At 72.2% G+C, this 19,765-nt stretch carries 18 protein-coding genes and 1 riboswitch; of the genes, 11 read left to right on the top strand and 7 right to left on the bottom strand.

The genetic code is table 11. From position 1 onward, the window contains the following. Positions 1–46: 46 nt before the first annotated feature. The 4 genes from macS (at position 47) to Scani_RS27215 (ending at position 4,418) form a co-directional block, all read left to right on the top strand. The gene (gene macS / locus Scani_RS27230) at positions 47–1,339 is read left to right on the top strand and encodes a MacS family sensor histidine kinase (RefSeq protein ID WP_371872381.1); all 1,293 of its coding nucleotides are present in this window, start codon (positions 47–49) and stop codon (positions 1,337–1,339) included. 20 nt (positions 1,340–1,359) lie between these two features. Then, positions 1,360–2,004: a response regulator gene (locus tag Scani_RS27225; RefSeq protein WP_371872437.1), complete on the top strand. Its 645-nt coding sequence runs from the start codon at positions 1,360–1,362 to the stop codon at positions 2,002–2,004. A 196-nt stretch (positions 2,005–2,200) separates the two neighbouring features. Continuing rightward, a complete protein-coding gene (locus Scani_RS27220) occupies positions 2,201–3,229 on the top strand; it encodes a 6-phosphofructokinase (protein WP_159480455.1) in 1,029 nt (342 codons plus the stop codon). Between the two features lie 172 nt (positions 3,230–3,401). After that, a complete protein-coding gene (locus tag Scani_RS27215) occupies positions 3,402–4,418 on the top strand; it encodes a 2-hydroxyacid dehydrogenase (protein WP_159480454.1) in 1,017 nt (338 codons plus the stop codon). Here the strand turns inward: Scani_RS27215 and Scani_RS27210 are convergent. Next, a complete protein-coding gene (locus Scani_RS27210; protein WP_159480453.1) occupies positions 4,384–6,441 on the bottom strand; it encodes an anthranilate synthase family protein in 2,058 nt (685 codons plus the stop codon). The genes Scani_RS27215 and Scani_RS27210 overlap by 35 nt on opposite strands. Positions 6,442–6,693: 252 nt before the next feature. On the opposite strand from Scani_RS27210, the gene Scani_RS27205 reads away from it, so the two are divergent. Both Scani_RS27205 and Scani_RS27200 read left to right on the top strand, forming a co-directional pair. Continuing rightward, positions 6,694–8,043: a class II 3-deoxy-7-phosphoheptulonate synthase gene (locus Scani_RS27205; protein WP_159480452.1), complete on the top strand. Its 1,350-nt coding sequence runs from the start codon at positions 6,694–6,696 to the stop codon at positions 8,041–8,043. Between the two features lie 173 nt (positions 8,044–8,216). After that, positions 8,217–8,471, top strand: coding sequence for a (2Fe-2S)-binding protein (locus Scani_RS27200; RefSeq protein WP_159480451.1), 255 nt, complete (start codon positions 8,217–8,219; stop codon positions 8,469–8,471). A 70-nt stretch (positions 8,472–8,541) separates the two neighbouring features. On the opposite strand, the gene bfr is transcribed toward Scani_RS27200, so the two are convergent. Then, entirely contained in the window at positions 8,542–9,018 is a 477-nt protein-coding gene (gene bfr / locus Scani_RS27195) for a bacterioferritin (protein ID WP_159480450.1), read from the bottom strand. Between the two features lie 155 nt (positions 9,019–9,173). Between bfr and Scani_RS27190 the strand changes: the two genes are divergently transcribed. Continuing rightward, positions 9,174–9,797 carry a sulfite oxidase-like oxidoreductase gene (locus tag Scani_RS27190; RefSeq protein WP_159480449.1) on the top strand — a complete coding sequence of 208 codons (624 nt, stop codon included), beginning with the start codon at positions 9,174–9,176 and terminating at the stop codon, positions 9,795–9,797. A 119-nt stretch (positions 9,798–9,916) separates the two neighbouring features. Here Scani_RS27190 and Scani_RS27185 read toward each other — a convergent pair whose 3' ends face one another. The 5 genes from Scani_RS27185 to thiO all read right to left on the bottom strand — a co-directional run bounded on the left by Scani_RS27185 (position 9,917) and on the right by thiO (position 15,831). Continuing rightward, entirely contained in the window at positions 9,917–10,807 is an 891-nt protein-coding gene (locus Scani_RS27185) for a deoxyribonuclease IV (RefSeq protein ID WP_159480448.1), read from the bottom strand. 64 nt (positions 10,808–10,871) lie between these two features. Beyond that, positions 10,872–12,833, bottom strand: coding sequence for a Stk1 family PASTA domain-containing Ser/Thr kinase (gene pknB / locus Scani_RS27180; RefSeq protein WP_159480447.1), 1,962 nt, complete (start codon positions 12,831–12,833; stop codon positions 10,872–10,874). 650 nt (positions 12,834–13,483) lie between these two features. Further along, a complete protein-coding gene (locus Scani_RS27175; protein WP_159480446.1) occupies positions 13,484–14,338 on the bottom strand; it encodes a thiazole synthase in 855 nt (284 codons plus the stop codon). 9 nt (positions 14,339–14,347) lie between these two features. After that, positions 14,348–14,575, bottom strand: coding sequence for a sulfur carrier protein ThiS (thiS, locus tag Scani_RS27170; RefSeq protein ID WP_159480445.1), 228 nt, complete (start codon positions 14,573–14,575; stop codon positions 14,348–14,350). Then, positions 14,572–15,831, bottom strand: coding sequence for a glycine oxidase ThiO (thiO, locus tag Scani_RS27165; protein WP_371872380.1), 1,260 nt, complete (start codon positions 15,829–15,831; stop codon positions 14,572–14,574). Before thiO ends, thiS begins: the two co-directional genes overlap by 4 nt. Next, a riboswitch (TPP riboswitch) is annotated at positions 15,823–15,935 on the bottom strand. It overlaps the preceding gene by 9 nt. Before the next feature lie 155 nt (positions 15,936–16,090). Between thiO and Scani_RS27160 the strand changes: the two genes are divergently transcribed. The 4 genes from Scani_RS27160 (at position 16,091) to metF (ending at position 19,750) form a co-directional block, all read left to right on the top strand. Beyond that, positions 16,091–17,386, top strand: coding sequence for an NAD(P)/FAD-dependent oxidoreductase (locus Scani_RS27160; protein ID WP_159480444.1), 1,296 nt, complete (start codon positions 16,091–16,093; stop codon positions 17,384–17,386). Positions 17,387–17,504: 118 nt separating this feature from the next. Further along, positions 17,505–17,870, top strand: a complete 366-nt coding sequence (locus Scani_RS27155; protein WP_159480443.1) for an Rv2175c family DNA-binding protein — start codon at positions 17,505–17,507, stop codon at positions 17,868–17,870. A 119-nt stretch (positions 17,871–17,989) separates the two neighbouring features. Next, positions 17,990–18,682 carry a thiamine phosphate synthase gene (gene thiE / locus Scani_RS27150; protein WP_159480442.1) on the top strand — a complete coding sequence of 231 codons (693 nt, stop codon included), beginning with the start codon at positions 17,990–17,992 and terminating at the stop codon, positions 18,680–18,682. A 150-nt stretch (positions 18,683–18,832) separates the two neighbouring features. After that, the gene (gene metF / locus Scani_RS27145; RefSeq protein ID WP_159480441.1) at positions 18,833–19,750 is read left to right on the top strand and encodes a methylenetetrahydrofolate reductase [NAD(P)H]; all 918 of its coding nucleotides are present in this window, start codon (positions 18,833–18,835) and stop codon (positions 19,748–19,750) included. Positions 19,751–19,765: the final 15 nt, after the last annotated feature.

Here is a 19,765-nt window from a genome sequence, read left to right as displayed (position 1 = left end):
GACGGATACGGACACGGATACCGGCACACGAACCGCGAGCGGTGCCATGACCGCCAGACGTCATGGCACCCGCCCCCCGAAGGTGCTGCGGATGTCCGTCGAGCTCCCGCTGTGGCGCGCGCTCACCGGCTACCGGATCCTCACCCTCGTCTACACCCTGTGCCTGGTCGCGCTCTCCTACCGGCACTACGCCCATCCGCTGGGCGCCGCCGCCTACATGGGCGTGCTCACCGTCTGGATGGTGCTGACCTGGCGCTGCACCATCTCGGCGGAGCGCTGCACCCGGCAGTTCCTGATCGCCGACCTCGGCTTCGCGGTCGGCGGCATCCTGCTCACGCTGGTGGTCGACACCCACGCCCGCATCATGGGCGGCGGGCCGACGCTGCCGTCCATCTGGACGGCGGGCGCGGTCCTGGGCTTCGCGATCAAGGGCGGCTGGCGCTGGGCCGCGGTGGCCTCCACCGTGGTGGCGGTGGCCAACCTCGTCGAGCGCCAGGAGCTGGCCCGCGACACCATCCACAACGTGGTGCTGGTGTGGGTGGCCAGCGTCGGCCTCGGCTACGTCGTCGAGGTGGCCCGCTCCAGTGAGCGCACCCTCGCCCGCGCCCTGCAGATCGACGCCGCCACCCGGGAACGCGAGCGGCTGGCCCGCGACATCCACGACAGCGTGCTCCAGGTGCTGGCGATGGTGCAGCGGCGCGGTGCCGAGATCGGCGGCGAGGCGAGCGAGCTCGGCCGGATGGCCGGTGAGCAGGAGGTCGCGCTGCGGACCCTGGTCGCCGGCGGGCTGGTGTCGCCGCCCGGGGTCCGGTCCGGCGCCGCGGCGGCCGCGGTGCCGCACCAGGCAGGCGGGGGCGCGGGGGAGTCCGTCGCGGCGACCGCCGTGGCCGTCCCGTCGCCGGCCGGCGACGGACCGTGCGACGTCCGGGCGCTGCTCGCGCCGTACGCGGGTGCCGGTGTCACCTTCTCCGAGCCCGGCGCCCCGGTCGCGCTGCCGCCCGCCGCGGCGGCCGAGCTCGCGGCCGCTGTCAGTGCCGCGCTGGACAATGTACGGGTGCATGCGGGGGCCGAGGCCCAGGCATGGATCCTGGTGGAGGACGAACCGCACGCGGTGATCGTGACGGTCCGCGACGACGGCCCCGGCATCCCCGAGGGCCGGCTCGCGGACGCCGAGCGCGAGGGCCGTCTGGGGGTGGCCCTGTCGATCCGCGGCAGGCTGCGGGACCTGGGCGGCAGCGCGGAGTGGATCTCGGTCCCCGGCCAGGGCACGGAAGTGGAGTTGACGGTCCCCAAGGGCACGGCGCCCGAGGGCGGAAAACGGGGGAAGGTCACAGCGTGAGCGAGCAGGGGCTGAAGGTCATGGTGGTCGACGACCACCCGATGTGGCGGGACGCGGTCGCACGGGACCTGGCGGAGGCCGGGTGCGAGGTGGTCGCGACGGCTGGTGACGGTCTCCAGGCGGTGCGCAGGGCACAGGCCGCGGGGCCCGAGGTGCTGGTGCTGGACCTCAACCTGCCCGGGCTGCCCGGCGTGCGGGTGTGCAAGGAACTCGTCGGCGCCAATCCGGCGCTGCGGGTGCTGGTGCTGTCCGCGAGCGGTGAGCACGCCGATGTCCTGGAGGCGGTCAAGTCCGGCGCGACCGGCTACCTGCTGAAGTCGTCGAGCACCGAGGAACTGCTCGACGCGGTACGGCGCACGGCCGCCGGCGATGCGGTGTTCACCCCGGGCCTGGCCGGTCTGGTGCTCGGCGAGTACCGCAGGCTGGCGACCGAACCGGCCCCCGCGGCGCCGGACGAGCCGGGCGCACCGCAGTTGACGGACCGGGAGACCGAGGTGCTGCGCCTGGTCGCCAAGGGGCTCTCGTACAAGCAGATCGCCGAGCGGCTGGTCATCTCGCACCGCACGGTGCAGAACCACGTCCAGAACACCCTCGGCAAGCTCCAGTTGCACAACCGCGTGGAGCTGGTGCGGTACGCGATAGAGCGCGGCCTCGACGAGGCGTGACCGGCGCGCACCGCCCGGCCGGGCCGCCACCCGGAAGGAGCCGCTCGTACGGGTGAACGCCCCGCACCAACTCCCCGGAAAATCACGGACATCACGTTTGTCCCATCCCGAAGTGACCCAGATCACCATTAGCGTGACCGGCGTCGGCTCACACACGGCCGTGCGCGGCCACTGACGGGATGTAGGTGAAGCAGCGATGCGGGTCGGAGTACTGACCGGCGGCGGCGACTGCCCGGGTCTGAACGCGGTGATCAGGGGTGTCGTCCGCAAGGGCACCCAGGAGTACGGATACGAATTCGTCGGCTTCCGGGACGGCTGGCGCGGGCCGTTGGAAGGCGACACGGTCGCGTTGGACATCCCGGCGGTGCGCGGCATCCTGCCCCGCGGCGGCACCATCCTCGGCTCCTCGCGGACCAACCCCTTCAAGGAGAACGACGGCGTCCGCCGGATCAAGGAGACGCTCGCCAAGCAGGAGATCGAGGCGCTGATCGCGATCGGTGGCGAGGACACCCTCGGCGTCGCCGCCCGGCTCTCCGGCGAACACGCCATCCCCTGCGTCGGCGTCCCCAAGACCATCGACAACGACCTGTCGGCCACGGACTACACCTTCGGCTTCGACACCGCCGTCGGCGTCGCCACCGAGGCCATCGACCGGCTGCACACCACCGCCGAATCCCATATGCGGGTGCTGGTCGTCGAGGTGATGGGCCGGCACGCCGGCTGGATCGCGCTGCACTCCGGTCTCGCCGGCGGGGCGAACGTCATCCTCATCCCGGAGCAGCGCTTCGACATCGAGCAGGTCTGCCGCTGGATCGAATCCCGCTTCAAGGTCCGCTACGCCCCGATCGTGGTCGTCGCCGAGGGCGCGATGCCCAAGGACGGCCAGATGGTGCTCAAGGACGACTCCACCGACTCCTTCGGCCATGTCCGGCTCTCCGGTGTGGGGGAGTGGCTGGCCAAGGAGATCGAGGCGCGTACCGGCAAGGAGGCGCGGACGACGGTCCTGGGGCACACCCAGCGCGGCGGCACGCCCAGCGCCTTCGACCGCTGGCTGGCCACCCGCTTCGGGCTGCACGCCATCGACGCGGTGCGCGACGGCGACTTCGGGAAGATGGTCGCGCTGCGCGGCACCGACATCGTCCGGGTGCCGATCGCGGAGGCGACCGCACGGCTGAAGACCGTCGACCCGTCGCTCTACGCCGAGGCCGGCGTGTTCTTCGGCTGAGCCGGGCCCGCCGCCGGGCCCGCCACCGTTCCCGTCCCCGCGCCGGCCGCCGCCGTCCCGCGCTCCGGGCGGCACCTCCGGGCGAGCGGCCGTATATTCGCCCTACGCGATATGTCCGGCCACTCGCCCCATGGGTGGTGGTGCACAGCCGGCCGGAGAACCGGGAGAGCTCGTGGAGATCGTCGCCTTCGGGGTGCAGGCAGATGAGCGGCCGTTCCTGGAGAAGGCCTTCGCCGGCCGTCACCAGGTCCGCAGCCTGGATGTCTTCCTCAACCGCGACACCGCGCCCATCGCGCACGGCTACGAGATCGTCAGCTCCAGCGTCAACGCCGATCTGGGCGCGGACGTCCTGCAGACCCTCGCGGCCGGCGGGACGAAGCTGATCGCCCAGCGCTCCACGGGCTTCAACAACATCGATCTGGAGGCCGCGGCCGACCTCGGGATGAGCATCGGCCGGGTCTCCTTCTACTCCCCCCACGCGGTCGCCGAATTCGCCTGGGCCCTCGCGCTGGCCGTCAACCGGCGGATCGTCCGGGCCACCAACCGCACCCGCAACTTCGACTTCCGGCTGGACGGCCTGATGGGCCGCGATCTGCGCGGGCGGACGGCGGGGGTGCTCGGCACCGGCAAGATCGGCGAGGCGTTCACCCGGATCGCCCATGGCTTCGGGATGAACCTGCTGGGCTGGGACCTCGTCGAGAACCCGCGCTGTGTCGGACTGGGCATGAAGTACGTCCCCCGCGAGCGGCTGTTCGCCGAGGCGGATCTGGTCAGCCTCCACGTCCCGCTCGTGCCGGAGACCCGGCGGCTCGTCGACGCCGCCGCGCTGGCCGCGATGAAGGACGACGCGATCCTGGTCAACTCCAGCCGCGGCGGGCTCGTCGACACCGCGGCCCTCGTCGAGACGCTCAAGGCCGGCCGGCTCACCGGCGTCGGCCTGGACGTCTACGAGGAGGAGGCCAAGTTCTTCTTCTTCGACAAGTCCCTGGACATCGTCGACGACGACACCCTCGCCCGCCTGATGACCTTCGGGAACGTGCTGGTCACCTCGCACCAGGCGTACTTCACCGAGGACGCGGTCGGCCAGATCGTCGAGGCCACCGTGGCCAACGTCGAGGACCACCTGGCCCACCGCACCAACGAGAACATGCTGGTCACACGAGGACAGCTGCCAGCAGTTGCGCGGTGACCGCGGCGCCGTCCAGGGTCAGCACCGACTCGGGGTGGAACTGCACACCGGCGAAGCCCGGACCGCGCAGGGCATGCACCTCCCCGGTGTCCGCGTCCCGGCTCAACTCCACGCGGTGCATGGCGAGTTCCTCCTCCGTGCGGTCGTCGCAGCGGGCCGTGAAGGTGTTGTAGAAGCCGACCGTCTCCGGACGCCCGAAGAAGTCGATCCGCTCCTGCGCGCCCTGGTAGGGCACTTCCTTGCGGACGATCTCCAACCCCAGCTCGGCGGCGATCAGTTCGTGCCCGAGGCAGACCCCCAGCAGGCCCTCCGGCCGCCCGCCCGTACCGCTCGCCGCGTCCGCCCCGTGCCGCAGCGGCGAACGGTGCCCGGCGAGCAGCTCGGCGGTCAGCGACCGCAGAAAACGCATCTTGGGGTCGGTGGCGTCCGACGGGTCGCCCGGCCCCGGGCCCAGCACGACCGGGCCCCGGTGCGCGCGGGCGGCCTCGCGCAGCCCCGGCTCGTCGAAGCGGCGCACGGTGACCGTCAGTCCCGAGGTGCGCAGCAGATGCGCCAGCATCGCGGTGAAGGTGTCCTCCGCGTCGACGACCAGCGCGTGCCCGCTCAGCCCGGCGATCGGCGCGGTGGTCTGCATCCGCAGCCAGAAGGGCGCGAGGTCGGCGCGGCGGGCGTCCAGCGCGGCCCGCACCCGGGGGTCGTCGGCCAGCCGCTGCCGCCGGTCCCCGCCCGTCGCGCGCACGGGCGCCGGCACGGCCCCCAGCGCGCTCAGCACGCCCGCGGCCTTGGCGTGCGTCTCGGCGACCTCGCTGTGCGGGTCGGAGGCGCGGACGAGGGTGGCGCCGACCGGCACCCGCAGCCGGCCGTCGGCGGAGATGTCGGCGGTACGGATCAGGATCGGCGAGTCCAGCGTCTGCGCGCCGCCCGCGTCCCGCCCGATGAGCGCCAGCGCCCCCGCGTAGTAGCCGCGGCCCCGCCCGTCGGCGCCCACCGGCTCGTACCGCTCGATCACCCGGCAGGCGTTCTGCACCGGCGACCCGGTGACCGTCGCCGCGAACATCGTCTCCTTGAGCACCTCGCGCACATCGAGCGTGGACCGGCCGCGCAGTTCGTACTCGGTGTGCGCGAGGTGCGCCATCTCCTTGAGCCGGGGCCCGATCACCACCCCGCCCCGGTCGCCGACGGTGCACATCATCTTCAGTTCCTCGTCCACCACCATGGACAGCTCCTCGACCTCCTTGCGGTCGCCGAGGAACGCCAGCAGGCTCTCGGCCGTGGGGCCGCCCTCGGGGTAGCGGTAGGTGCCGCTGATCGGGTTCATCACGACCGTGCCGGCTTCCCGCCCGCCGTCCTCGGAGGGGAGCGGCCCGCGCTCGCTCCTGCCGCCGGTCATCCGGACATGCACCTCGGGGCTGGCGCCGACCAGGGTGCGCACCCCGGGGCGGTGCACCACGTACGTCCAGTACGCACCGCGCTCACCGGCCAGCAGCCGCCGGAACAGCGCCAGCGCGTCGGCCGCCGAGAAGTCCTCGATCGTGCCCTCGAACGTCCTGCGGATGACGAAGTTCGCGCCCTCGCCGGTGCCGATCTCGTCCCGTACCACCCGCCCGACGATCTCGGCGTAGGCGTCGTCGTCCACGTCGAAGGCCCCGTCCGTCACCCGCACCTCCTGGGTGGGCAGCGCCGCCAGCACCTCGTCGAGCGGCAGCTCCGCGCTCTCGCGGGGGCGCAGCACGGCCAGCGGCGTGCCGTCGTCGTGGGCCCGGAAGCCGCGCTCGCGGATCTGGCGGAACGGGATCAGCGCGAGCGCGTCGGTCACCGGCGCGTCCGGCACCCCCTCGCCGAGCGGGATGTCGGCCAGCCGCCCGACCTCGTCGACGTCACCGATCAGCACCTCGACGGTGGGGGAGGCCGCCTCCCGCCCGGGTGAGCGGCGGTGGAGCAGGGCGAAGGGCGGGCAGGCGGGGTCGAGCAGCCGCTCGACGAGTGCGGCGGCGTCCGGGCGGGCAGGGGCCTCGCGGTGCATGACGGGGTTCCTTCCAGGAAGAGGAGGAACGGCCGCCGCAAAGGCTGAAGGCCGCCCCTCGGGCGGCCTTCGCGAAGTGTGTGGTGTGCGCGCGAATCAGTGGGCCGCCGGATGAGCGGTCCACCACCAGTTGCTGTTCGTCGCCGGTCGCGTGCACATGAGGGGCACCCTACCGGACCGTCCGAGTGCAGTGCGTCTCAAAGTCCGGATACCGGGACGGACACTCTCCCGGGACCCCGTAATGTGGGCAGTGTGACCGTGAACGCTGAAACCCACGCCGGTGGCCACACCTGGCGAGACCTGCCCGCGGCGCAGCAGCCTGACTGGCCGGACCAAGAGGCTCTGCGCGATGTGATCGCGGAGCTCGAGTCCTATCCGCCGCTCGTCTTCGCGGGCGAGTGCGACCAGCTGCGCGAGCGCCTGGGAGCGGTCGCCCGCGGTGAGGCGTTCCTGCTTCAGGGCGGCGACTGCGCGGAGGCCTTCGACGCCGTATCCGCCGAGCACATCCGCAACAAGCTCAAGACGCTCCTCCAGATGGGCGCCGTACTCACCTACGCCGGGTCCGTCCCGGTGGTCAAGGTCGGCCGGATCGCCGGCCAGTACAGCAAGCCGCGCTCCAAGCCCACCGAGACCCGCGACGGGGTGACGCTGCCGACCTACCGCGGCGACTCCGTCAACGGCTTCGAGTTCACCGAGGCGGCCCGGATCCCGGACCCCGAGCGGCTCAAGCGGATGTACCACGCCTCCGCGGCGACGCTGAACCTCGTGCGCGCCTTCACCACGGGCGGCTACGCCGACCTGCGGCAGGTGCACGCCTGGAACCAGGACTTCGTGAAGTCCTCGCCCTCCGGACAGCGCTACGAGGCGCTGGCCCGCGAGATCGACCGCGCGATGAACTTCATGAACGCCTGCGGGGTGGACCCGGAGGAGTTCCGCACCGTCGAGTTCTTCGCCTCCCACGAGGCGCTGGTCCTGGACTACGAGTCGTCGCTGACCCGGGTCGACTCGCGCACCGGCAACCTCTACGACGTCTCCGGCCACATGGTCTGGATCGGCGAGCGCACCCGTCAGCTGGACGGTGCGCACATCGAGTTCGCCTCGCGCATCCGCAACCCCATCGGCGTCAAGCTCGGCCCGACGACGACGCCGGAGGACGCGCTGACGCTCATCGAGCGTCTCGACCCGGAGCGGGAGCCGGGCCGGCTCACCTTCATCACCCGCATGGGAGCGGACAAGGTCCGCGACAAGCTCCCCGAGCTGGTCGAGAAGGTCACCGCCTCCGGCGCGCAGGTCGCCTGGATCTGCGACCCGATGCACGGCAACACCTTCGAGGCCGCCTCCGGTCACAAGACCCGGCGCTTCGACGACGTGCTGGACGAGGTCAAGGGCTTCTTCGAGGTCCACAAGAGCCTCGGCACGCACCCGGGCGGTATCCACGTCGAGCTGACCGGTGACGACGTCACCGAGTGCGTGGGCGGCGGCGACGAGATCTTCGTCGACGACCTCCACCAGCGCTACGAGACCGCCTGCGACCCGCGGCTCAACCGCAGCCAGTCGCTCGACCTGGCCTTCCTGGTGGCGGAGATGTACCGCGACCAGTGAGCCGGCGAGCCGCTGACCTGCACTGACGAGCAGGGGACGGACGAGAGTGGGGCGCGGATCTGTGATCCGCGCCCCACTGCGTTGTGCAGCCCCCGCCGCGGCAGGTAAGGTAAGGGTTACCTCACCCAAGATCAGCCGGATGGATGAGGTGCCGCCACGGAAGGTGAAGCCGCGTGTACGTCTGCTCCTGCTTCGGGATCACCGAGCAGCAGGTCCGTGAGCACGCGGACACGGGTGCCTGCACGCCCCGGCAGATCGCCTCCGCCTGCAAGGCCGGCACCGACTGCGGCGGCTGCGTCCGCCGCATCCAGGCACTGCTCGGCCGGGGCGCCTGCCCCCGCCGGGAGCTCATCGAGAGCGGTGCGCCCGAGCCGCTGGGCGTGGAGGCGGACGCCGTGGCGCCCGCGGCGCTTTCGGAGGCCGCCTAGCCCTCAGGGGCGACGGGGATCCCCCGCGGCCGTTCCGAGGCGGGCAGAGGGTGGGCATCCGGCCGCTCGCTCAGCTCGGCTGCTCGATGACCTGGGCGATGTAGAGCGCCTCTCCGAGCTTCTCCACCAGCTCCAGCTGGGTGTCGAGATAGTCGATGTGGTGCTCCTCGTCCGCGAGGATGTCCTCGAAGATATTCGCCGAGGTGATGTCGCCCTTGGTACGCATGAGCTCGATGCCACGCTTGAGCCGGTCGATGGCCTCGACCTCGACCTGCCGGTCGGCCTGGAACATCTCCGTGACGGTCTGGCCCACCCGTACGTGGAACAGCCGCTGGTAATTCGGCAGAGCTTCGAGGAAGAGAATCCGGTCCGTCAGGATCTCTGCGTGCTTCATCTCGTCGAAGGACTCTGAGCGGGTGTACTTCGCGAGCTTCGTCCAGCCGAAGTTCTCCTGCATCTTGGCGTGCAGGAAGTACTGATTGATCGCGGTGAGCTCGGCGGTCAGCTGCTCATTGAGGAATTCAATGACCTCGGGGTCGCCCTGCATGGCTGCGGGCTCCTTCCACGCGAGTAACTGGGCAGGTGCCGCATCCTCGCACCGCCCGGAGCGGGGCGTCCAGTAAGTGCATGCTTAGTGCGAGTTGCCCGAATCCCGCTCTCCCTGGTCATCGGCACCCCTTCCGGTCTGACAACATGGAGGGCATGGGTCAGCCGGAAAGCCGCGAAGAGGAGCATCCTCAGCTGCCTCCGGGACAGCGGTTGCAGCGGGGCTGGCCGGTGACGCATTACGGGCCGGTGCCGAAGTTCCGCGCCGAACGCTGGGAGTTCCGGGCTTTCGGCGCCACCGCCGACGGCGAGAAACACTGCTGGTCGCACGAGGAATTCACGGCGCTGCCGTACACCACGGTCGTTGCCGATATGCACTGCGTGACGAAATTCAGCATGCTGGGAGCCGAATGGGGCGGGGTGCGCACCCGGACGATCCTGGAACTCGCACCCCCGGCACCCGATGTCACCCATGTCATGGTGTGGGCCGAGTACGGCTTCAGCTCGAATGTGCGCATCGAGGATTTCGCCGCCGAGAAGTGCCTCTTCGCCACGCACCGCTCCGGTGAGCTCCTCACCGCGGAGCACGGCTTCCCGGTGCGCCTGATCGTGCCGCATCTGTACGCCTGGAAAGGCCCCAAGTGGGTCCGCGGCATCGAGTACATGCGGGCCGACCGCCGCGGCTTCTGGGAGGAGCGCGGCTACCACAACCTGGGCGACCCCTGGCAGGAGCAGCGCTACTCGTACCAGGAGGAGCCCGGGGACGGCCCCGAGCTCTGATCCCGCCGCCCGCCGGACGGGGCGGCCCGGCAGACCCGGAACACCCCTTACGGCGACCGACCGCCCACCCCGTCCACGAAGCCGTCCGGATCGCGGACACGCCGTGGCCGACGGGCTCCTTACCCGCGCAGCTCCTTGAGCCGGGCCACGTCCGCCGCGTGCCCCTCCTTGCCGCCCGGGGTCTCGACGACCAGCGGCACACCGTCCGTCGCCGGGTGGCGGAACAGCTCACCGAAGGGCTCCGCACCGATGTGACCCGCGCCGATGTTCTCGTGCCTGTCCTTGTGGGCGCCGACCACGTCCTTGGAGTCATTGGCGTGGATCAGCTTCAGCCGCCCCTCGCCGGTGACGTCCACCAGCTCGTCCAGCAGCGCCTTCATACCGCCCGGCGCCGCCATGTCGTGCCCGGCCGCGAACGCATGACAGGTGTCGAGACAGACCCCCAGCTTGGGATGCCGGTCCAGCGCGTCGAAGTACGGCCCGAGATCCTCGGCCAGCGCGCACAGCGACGCCCCCTGCCCGGCCGTCGGCTCCAGCAGCAGCCAGGGGTCGTCCGGGTGCGTCAGCTCGTCGAGCAACGGCCGCATCCGCTCCCTGACCTGCGCCATCGCCGTCGCACGCGGCCGCCCGCCGGTCGCCGATCCGGTGTGCACGACCACGCCGCGCGCGCCGATCTCCCGACCGCGGCGCAGCGAGTGCCGCAGCGAGTCCACGGACCGCTCGACGGTCGCCTCGGTGTGCGAACCGAAGTTGATCAGATACGGCGCATGGACGTACGCCGGAATCCCCTCCAGGGCGCAGGCCGCCCGGAACGCCTCGTCCTGTTCGGGGCTGCCGGGCAGGGTGGCCCAGCCGCGCGGATTGGCCACGAAGACCTGGACGACCTCGTCGCCCATCTCGCGGGCGTAGGGCAGGCCGGTCTTCGCCAGGCCGCCGGCCACCGGCACATGGCCGCCGACCGGGTTACGTGCACGGGCGCGACGCTCGGCGCCCTCGGGGGAGGTACTCACCCTCCCAGGGTGCCAGGTGCCCCGCGCCCGCCGGACGGCAGCCGCGGGACACCGCCGGCGGGCCCTACAGCGCGCCCTTGAGCTCGATGGTGATCGTGCCGCCCTTCGGCGCCTTCTTCCCGGCCTCGACGGACTGGGAGTCGACCGTGTCCTGCGGGAACAGCAACGGCTTCTTCACCTCGACCTGGAAGCCCAGGTCCGTCAGCTGCTTCTTGGCGTCGTCGACGTTCTTGCCGGTGACATCCGGGACGGGGATCATCTCCGGGCCCTTGGAGAGCGTGAGGGTGACCGGGTCGCCCTTGCCGAGCCTGCCGCCCTCCGCCGGGGTCTGCCGGGCGACGGTGCCCTTGTCCTGGGTGGAGAAGACGGGCTGGTCGGCGAAGCGGACCTGGAAGCCGGCCGCGCGCAGGGTGGCCGCCGCGTCCGCGCGGTCGTTGCCGAGCACTCCGGGCACCTCGACCGCGCTGCCCCGGCTGACGGTCAGCCCCACCGCGGTGTCGGGACGCCGCTTGCTCCCGGCGTCCGGGTCCGTACGGATCACCGAGCCCTTGGCGACCTCGTCGCTGAACTCCCGGGTGACGGTGCCGGGCACCAGCCCGCGGTCGCGCAGCTTGCGCTTGGCGTCCGCGACCGGGGTGCCGGACAGATCCGGGACGTCGACGATCTCCGGTCCGCGGGAGATGGTGACGGTGACCGTGCCCGTGCCGCGGATCCGCTTGCCGTTCGCCGGATCCGTCTTCATGACATGGCCGCGCTCCACGTTCGAGCTGAAGCCGCGCACCACCTTCACGCCCAGCCCGTCGTCCCGCAGGGTCTTCTCGGCCTTGGCCTGTGTCATGTCCAGCACCGCAGGGACGGTGGTGAACTGGCCGGAGTTGATGTACCAGACGCCCGTGCCGACCCCGAGGACCAGCAGGACGGCCGCGATGACGGTGGCGAGCCGCCGCCGCTGGAGCAGCCCGCCACGGGGCGCCTCCTCGGCGGGCACCGGCCGCAGCCGGGTGGTCTGTTCGGAGGCCTGTGGCACCTCCAGCCGGCTGGTGCGGTCCAGCCCCGCCTCGCCGGTCTCCGGCAGCGGCAGCTGGACGCCGGCCGTACGCGGTATCACGTCCGTACGCTCCGAGCCGTCGCCCGCGGCGAGCTCCCTGGCCTCCGGCGGCACGATGTCCAGCTGGGCGTCGGTCAGCTGCGCACGGGCCTCCTGCGCCCGGGACAGCAGCGCCACCGCGTCCTGCGGACGCAGCTGCGGATCGCGGGCGCAGGCCAGCGCCACCAGCTCGTCCAGCTGCGGCGCGAGGCCGGGCACCAGCCCGGACGGCGGCAGCACGTCCTCGTGCAGATGCTGATAGAGGATCTGGGCCACGGTGCCGCCGGTGTGCGGCTTGCCGCCGGTCAGCATCTCGTAGAGCACCACACCGCAGGCGTAGACATCGACCCGGGCGTCCGCGGTGCCGTGCTCCAGCTGCTCGGGGGCGAGGTAGGAGACGGTGCCCAGGACCGAGCCGGTCGAGGCGGTGGTGTTGGTGTCCACCGCGCGCACCAGACCGAAGTCGGCGACCTTGACCCGGCCGTCGTCGCCGATCAGGACGTTCTCCGGCTTCATGTCGCGGTGCACCAGGCCGGCGCGGTGCGCGGCCCCCAGGGCGGCCAGGATCGGCTCCAGGACGTCCAGCGCGGCCCGCGGCTGCAGGGCGCCCCGCTCGCGCAGCACGTCGCGCAGCGTGCAGCCGGCGACGTACTCCATGGCGAGGTACACGTACGTGCCGTCCGCGCCCTGATCGAAGACGCCCACCACATTCGGGTGCGACAGCCGCGCGACCGACTTCGCCTCACGGATGAAGCGCTCGACGAACGCCTCGTCCGTGGCGAGCCCCGGGTGCATCACCTTCAGCGCGAGCACGCGGTCGAGCCGGGTGTCCATGGCCTGATAGACCGTGGCCATACCGCCTGCGGCGATGCGCGCCTGGACGCGGTAGCGGCCGTCGAGCAGCTGGCCCACGAGCGGGTCCTGAAGGGTCGTATCCACGGGGGACGAGTCTACGGGTCGCGGCGCTTGGCTTGCCTCCCACGTCTTTGTCTTTGCCGCCGTGGGGGTTGCTCGCCGTTTGTCGCCCGCTGACGCGGTGCCCGGCCGCTGCGCTTTGCCTGTCCGCTGCGCTTTGCCTGTCCCGCCGTGGTGGTTGTTCGCCGTTGCGCCTGCGGCGGGCGGGGCCGCTGCGCGGGGCTGTCGGGGTGCGGTGACGGGCCTGCGCGGGTGGGGGTGTCCGGACTGCTTCGCTTTACGTCCGGACACCCCCACCCGCTCCGACCCGTCCCCTCCCGTGGGTGGGAGGGAGAAACGGTGGTGGGGCTGCAGGTAGGTGGTCCGGTGCACCTCGTGGGTTACCTAGAAGCGGTGATGGGTGGCCCGCCCCCACTCACCGTCACTTACTTCCCCCACGGGAGGGGACGGGCCGGAGGGGCAGGGGTGTGGGACGTAAAGCGAAGCAGTCCCACACCCCTGCCCCGCAGGCCCGTCACCGCACCCACAGCCCCGCGCAGCGGACCCCGGCCCGCCGCAGGCGCAACGGCGAGCAACCACCACGGCGGGACAGCCGACAACGTGGGAAGCAAAGCCAGTCGCAACCACAACGGCGGGAAAGAAAAAACGTGGGAAGCCGAAACCCGACAGGGAATTCAGAACGCCGGCCGTTCCGGGTCCAGTTCCGGCATTCCCTCCGTGGGGGAGGACGCCAGGGCGAAGTGGCGCCGGGGGATCCGGCCGGCGCGGTGCGCCAGTCGTCCCGCCGCGACCGCGTACCGCATCGCTTCCGCCATCAGCTCCGGTTCCTGCGCACGGGTCACCGCGGATGCCAGCATCACCGCCGCGCAGCCCAGCTCCATGGCGAGTGAGACGTCCGACGCCGTGCCCGCGCCCGCGTCGAGGATGACCGGGACTCCGGCCCGTTCGGTGATCAGCTGGAAGTTGTGCGGATTGCGGATGCCCAGGCCGGAGCCGATCGGCGAGCCCAGCGGCATGATCGCGGCGCAGCCCACGTCCTCCAGCTTGCGGGCCAGTACCGGATCGTCGTTCGTGTAGGGCAGCACCGTGAAACCGTCGTCCACCAGGGTCTCGGCGGCGTCCAGCAGTTCGATCGGGTCGGGCAGCAGGGTGCGCTCGTCGGCGACCACCTCCAGCTTGACCCAGTCGGTGCCGAGCGCTTCGCGGGCGAGCCGGGCGGTGAGCACCGCTTCGCCCGCGGTGAAGCAGCCCGCCGTGTTCGGCAGCACCTTGATCTTGTGCCGCTCCAGTACGGACAGCACCGAGCCCTGCACGGTCGGATCCAGCCGCCGCATGGCGACCGTGGTCAGCTCCGTGCCGGAGGCGAGCAGCGCCCGCTCCAGGACGTCGAGGCTGGGCGCGCCGCCGGTCCCCATGATCAGACGGGACCCGAAGGTGGTGCCGCCGAGGGTGAGGGCGTCGGAGCCCGCGGCGAAGCCGCTGTCGGATGCTCCGGGGTCCGTCCCCCGGAGCGTTGCGGTGTCGGCCATGTCTGCGGATCAGCCTCCCTGGACCGCGGTGAGCACCTCGACGCGGTCGCCGGCGCCGAGCGGGGTGGTGGGCCACTGGGTACGGGGCACCACGACGTCGTTGACCGCCGCGGCCACCCCGGAGGGCGCCTGGGACAGCGTCGCGACGAGCCGGTCGAGGGTCAGCCCGCCGGGGATCTCGCGGGCCTCCCCGTTGACGGACACCGAGACGGGCGGGGTGGAGGGGGCGGCGTTCATACGGGCTGCTCCTGTGGGGCACGGGTGCGCTCGGGACCCGGGGCGGCGAGGGGGGTCCCCGCGGGCCGTTCGGGCGTGGGGGAGAAGCGCGCGGGGGAGAAGGGACGGGCCTCTTCGGGGAGGAGCCCGGTGGCCAGGACCTCGGCCATCGCGTCACCGGTGACCGGGGTGAGCAGCACTCCGTTGCGGAAGTGGCCGGTGGCGAGATGGAGGCCGGGCAGGGCGGTCGGCCCGAGCATCGGGGCGTTGTCGGGGGAGCCGGGGCGCAGCCCGGCGCAGGTCTCGACGAGCGGCAGCTCGGTGATGCCCGGGACCAGCTCGTGCGCGTCCCGCAGCAGCTCGTAGACCCCGCCCGCGGTCACGGTGGTGTCCCAGCCCAGCTCCTCGCTGGTGGCGCCGACGACCAGCTCGCCGTCCTCCCGCGGGACCAGGTAGAGCGGGCCGCCGCGGACGACCGCCCGTACGGTGCGCGAGAGGAAGGCGGGGCTGTCCGCGGGCATCTCCGGCAGCCGCAGCCGCAGCACCTGGCCCTTGACCGGGCGCACCCGCGGCAGCACCTCGTCGGGCACGCCGTCGAGCCGGCCGCTGTAGCTGCCCGCGGCCAGGACGACCTGGCCGGCCGGCACCCGTGTGCCGTCGGCGAGTTCGGCGCCCGCGGCCCGCCCGCCGTCGACCGTCAGCCGTACGGCCCGGCTCCGGTGGAAGGCCACCCCGGCGCGTTCACAGGCCGCCAGCAGCGCGCTCGCCAGCCGGCGCGGATCGACCTGGTGGTCGCCGTCCACCCGCAGGCCGCCGCGTACGCCGGGGGCCAGCATCGGCTCCAGCCGTCGGCACTCGCGCCCCGTGAGCCACTGCGACTCCAGGCCCGAGCGGGTCTGCAGGGTGTGCAGTTCGCGCAGGTGGGCGCGGTCGTCGGCGTCCAGCGCGACGGCCAGGGTGCCGCACCGCCGATAGCCGACGGTCCGGCCCGCGGCCTCCTCCAGCTCTTCGACGAACCGGGGGTAGCGCCGCGCGGAGGCCAGATTGAGGCCCAGCAGGGTCTGCTCGCCGTAGTGGAGCTCGGTCACCGCGGCCAGCATCCCGGCCGCGACCCGGGCGGCGCCGCCACCGGGCGCGGGGTCGGCCACCGCGGCACTCAGCCCGCGCACGGCCGCCCGCCAGGCGGTGACCAGGCCGATGATGCCGCCGCCGATGACGAGCACATCGGGGCTGCGCGGGGTGGGTTTCGATCGTGTGGCAGCTGCCTGCATGGGCATCCAGCCCCTCCCTTCGCCGGCATGACCCGGATCAGGTTCGTACGGTCGGAGGCCGGCCAGCCTCCCTCTCAGCCCGGTGCGTCCGGGCTCCCGCGAGTGCGTGTATCCGTCACCCTAATACGGGGCCACGACGCGCCGTAAGGCAGCGCCCCGGCCTCCCGGGGGCCCGCGCCCCGGGCCGGTCCGGCGGTGACGCTGTGTCAGAGATCTCCTTGCGCGCTGCTGCGAGCCGCGTCACGCCCCGTCCTAGAGTGATCGGGTGAGCGAGCAGAGCAAGTCCTCCCAGGCCCCTGACCGCACGCCGCACGTCGTGATCGCCGGCGCGGGAATCGCGGGTGTGCAGACCGCTGTCGCCCTGCGCGAACAGGGCTGGCCCGGCGCGATCACGCTCCTCGGCGACGAGCCCCACCAGCCCTACGACCGTCCGCCGCTGTCCAAGGCGGTGCTGCTGGGCAAGGCCGAGGGCTCCGCCTTCGACGTCGACTTCGCCGGGCTCGGCATCTCCCTCCACCTCAGCCGCCCGGTGACCGGCCTGGTGCCGGACGCCCATGTGATCGAGACGGCCGAGGGCCCGGTCCCCTATGACTACGCGGTCCTCGCGACCGGCGCCGAACCGATCGTGCTGCCCGGCAGCGAGGGACTGCCCGGCGTCCATCTGCTGCGCACCCTGGACGACGCCGAGCGGCTGCGGCCGGTGCTCGCCGCCCAGCACGAGATCGTGGTCGTCGGGGCCGGCTGGATCGGCGCCGAGTTCGCGACCGCGGCGCGCGAGGCGGGCTGCGCGGTCACCGTCGTCGAGGCCGCCGACCGCCCGCTGGCCGGTGCGCTGCCCGCCGAGGTCGCCGCCCACATGACCGGCTGGTACGCGGACGCGGGCGCGGAGCTGCGCACCGGCGCCCGGGTCGCCTCCGTCACGGCGGGCGCGGTCACCCTCGCCGACGGCACGGTGCTGCCCGCCGACGCGGTGGTCGTCGGGATCGGCGCCCGTCCCGCGACCGGCTGGCTGGCCGGCTCGGGCGTCGAGGTCTCGCCGCAGGACGGTTCCGTACTGGCCGACGAACAGCTGCGCACTTCCGTCGCCGATGTCTACGCCGTCGGCGACTGCGCCTCCTTCCCGTCGGCCCGCTACGGCGCCCGTCTGCTGATCCACCACTGGGACAACGCGCTCCAGGGCCCGCGCACGGTCGCCGAGAACATCGCCCGCGGCGAGGCGGAAGGGGTGGCCTACGACCCCGTCCCGTACTTCTGGTCGGAGCAGTTCGGCCGGTTCGTGCAGTACGTCGGCCACCACGGGGACGCCGACGAGCTGGTCTGGCGCGGCGACCCGGCCGGGGCCGCCTGGTCGGTGCTCTGGCTGCGCAGTGAGGGGGGTGCGCGCGAAGCGCAGTCGGATCGGGGCGGTGGCGGCCGACGGGCGGGAAGGCTCGTCGCGCTGCTGGCCGTGGGGCGGCCGCGGGACCTCGCCCAGGGGCGCAAGCTGATCGAGCGGGGCACGCTCCTGGACCGGGAGCGGGCGGCCGACGCGTCGGTGCCGCTGAAGGCCGCGGCGCGGTAGCCGGGTGCCGCGGCGGGCGTCGTCGCCCGGGTGCCCGCCGTCACCCTCCGGTGTGCAGGAAGCCCTTGATGGCGATGCCCGGCTACCGGCTGTCAGTGTGAGGTGGCAGGCTTGTCCTGTGACCGAGATTGACGCAAACATCGATGGACTCGTCCCCGCCTGGCTCACCCTCCCCGACATCGCCGAACAGCTCGGCGTCGAGGTGACGCGCGTCCGGCAGCTGGTCAAGGAGGGCCAGCTGATCGCGGTGCGCCGCGGCGAGAACAGGGCACTGCACGTGCCCGCCGATTTCATCCAGGACGACAAGGTGGTCAAGGGCCTCGTCGGCACCCTCACCCTCCTCAAGGACGACGGCTTCACCGACGCGGAGATGCTGGAGTGGCTGTTCACCCCGGATGAGACCCTGCCCGGCACGCCCGCCCAGGCGCTGCGCGAGAATCGCGGCACGGAGGTGAAGCGCCGGGCCCAGGCGCTCGCCGTCTGACGCCTCCGGCGCGGCCCGCACTCCGCGGGCGAGCGCACCAGCATCCGTAACCGCATCCGCGGGGCGTACGGACCGGAAGGCCCGGGCCGTACGCCCCCGACCTGGGGAGAAGCCGCCCGATGACCACCGCACGCCCGGCTCTGTCCGACGCCCGGCTCTACCTCTGCACGGACGCCCGCCGACGCCAGGGCGATCTGCCGCAGTTCCTGGACGCGGTGCTCGCCTCCGGCGTGGACATCGTCCAGCTGCGGGACAAGGGCATGGAGGCCGGCGAGGAGCTCCGGCACCTGGAGGTCTTCGCGGACGCCTGCCGGCGGCACGGGAAGCTGCTCGCGGTCAACGACCGCGCGGATGTCGCCCATGCGGCGGGCAGCGAGGTGCTGCACCTGGGACAGGGCGATCTGCCGGTCCCGGCCGCCCGCGCCCTGCTGGGCCCGGACGTCCTCATAGGCCGCTCCACCCACGCCGAGGCCGAGGTGGACGCCGCGCTCACCGAACCCGGCGTGGACTACTTCTGCACGGGCCCGTGCTGGCCGACCCCCACCAAGCCGGGCCGCCACGCCCCCGGCCTCGGCCTGGTCCGCTACGCCGCGGCCCGCGCCTCCGAGCGCCCCTGGTTCGCGATCGGCGGGATCGACGCCGGAAATCTGGACGAGGTGCTGCGGGCGGGAGCCCGCCGGATCGTGGTGGTCCGCGCCCTCACGGAGGCGGACGACCCGGGAGCGGCGGCCGCGTCTCTGGCCAAGCGCATCCGCACCTGGGACGACGAGGGCTTCTCCGCGCCGTCGGACCCGGCCCGCGGCGACGGGTGACGAGGATCACTTCGTGCGGTGTCGGGCGCCGGGCGGTGTCCTGACGTCCGGGCGACCGGAAAATGTCCACCCAGTGGACATCAACCCGACCAACCAGGCATTACGCCGGACGCGGTTGGTGTGCGCCCGGCCGGTGGTTAACCTGCCGGTATGGCCCTAGGTACAGCTTCCACCAGGACTGATCGCGCACGCACGGTGCGCGACCTGCTTGCTTCCGGCAAGCAGTCGTATTCGTTCGAGTTCGCCGCCCCCAAGACGGAGAAGGGCGAGCGGACCCTGTGGAACGCCATTCGCCGCATCGAGGCCGTCTCGCCGACGTTCGTCTCCGTGACGTACGGCGCCGGCGGCACCTCCCGTGACGGCACGGTGCGCGCCACCGAGCGCATCGCCACCGACACCACCCTGACCCCGGTCGCCCATCTGACCGCGGTCAACCACTCCACGGCCGACCTGCGCAACATCATCGGCCAGTACGCCGACGCCGGGATCCGCAACATGCTCGCGCTGCGCGGCGACCCGCCCGGCGACCCGATGGGCGAGTGGGTCAAGCACCCCGACGGCATCGGCTACGCCGCCGACCTGGTCCGGCTGATCAAGGAGTCCGGCGACTTCTGCGTCGGCGTCGCGGCCTTCCCCGAGATGCATCCGCGCTCGACGGACTGGGACACGGACGTGGCGCACTTCGTCGCGAAGTGCCGGGCCGGTGCGGACTTCGCCATCACCCAGATGTTCTTCTACCCCGAGGACTACTTCCGGCTGCGGGACCGGGTTTCGGCTGCGGGTTGCTCGACGCCGATCATTCCGGAGATCATGCCGGTCACGAACGTGCGCCAGATCGAGCGGTTCGCTCAGCTCAGCAACGCGGCCTTCCCGCCCGAGCTGGCCGAGCGCATCCTCGCCGTCAAGGACGACCCGGCGGCGGTACGCTCCATTGGTATCGAGTACGCAACGGAACTGTGCGCACGCTTGATGGCCGAGGATGTTCCCGGGTTGCACTTCATTACCCTGAACCACTCCACGGCGACCCTGGAAATCTACGAGAATCTGGGGCTGCACCAGCAGTCCTGATCACTGTGGCCGGCG

This window comes from Streptomyces caniferus (assembly GCF_009811555.1).
Taxonomy (GTDB): Bacteria; Actinomycetota; Actinomycetes; order Streptomycetales; family Streptomycetaceae; genus Streptomyces; species Streptomyces caniferus.
This window is presented reverse-complemented; position numbering and strand designations above follow the sequence as displayed.

Excerpts from the sequence above, each read along its gene's own strand:
- macS (WP_371872381.1), top strand. The coding sequence starts at position 47 with ATGACCGCCAGACGTCATGGCACCCGCCCCCCGAAGGTGCTGCGGATG.
- Scani_RS27210 (WP_159480453.1), bottom strand. The coding sequence starts at position 6,441 with ATGCACCGCGAGGCCCCTGCCCGCCCGGACGCCGCCGCACTCGTCGAG.
- thiO (WP_371872380.1), bottom strand. The coding sequence starts at position 15,831 with ATGCCCATGCAGGCAGCTGCCACACGATCGAAACCCACCCCGCGCAGC.
- thiS (WP_159480445.1), bottom strand. The coding sequence starts at position 14,575 with ATGAACGCCGCCCCCTCCACCCCGCCCGTCTCGGTGTCCGTCAACGGG.
- Scani_RS27175 (WP_159480446.1), bottom strand. The coding sequence starts at position 14,338 with ATGGCCGACACCGCAACGCTCCGGGGGACGGACCCCGGAGCATCCGAC.
- bfr (WP_159480450.1), bottom strand. The coding sequence starts at position 9,018 with ATGCAGGGCGACCCCGAGGTCATTGAATTCCTCAATGAGCAGCTGACC.
- thiE (WP_159480442.1), top strand. The coding sequence starts at position 17,990 with ATGACCACCGCACGCCCGGCTCTGTCCGACGCCCGGCTCTACCTCTGC.
- Scani_RS27190 (WP_159480449.1), top strand. The coding sequence starts at position 9,174 with ATGGGTCAGCCGGAAAGCCGCGAAGAGGAGCATCCTCAGCTGCCTCCG.
- metF (WP_159480441.1), top strand. The coding sequence starts at position 18,833 with ATGGCCCTAGGTACAGCTTCCACCAGGACTGATCGCGCACGCACGGTG.
- Scani_RS27225 (WP_371872437.1), top strand. The coding sequence starts at position 1,360 with ATGGTGGTCGACGACCACCCGATGTGGCGGGACGCGGTCGCACGGGAC.
- Scani_RS27220 (WP_159480455.1), top strand. The coding sequence starts at position 2,201 with ATGCGGGTCGGAGTACTGACCGGCGGCGGCGACTGCCCGGGTCTGAAC.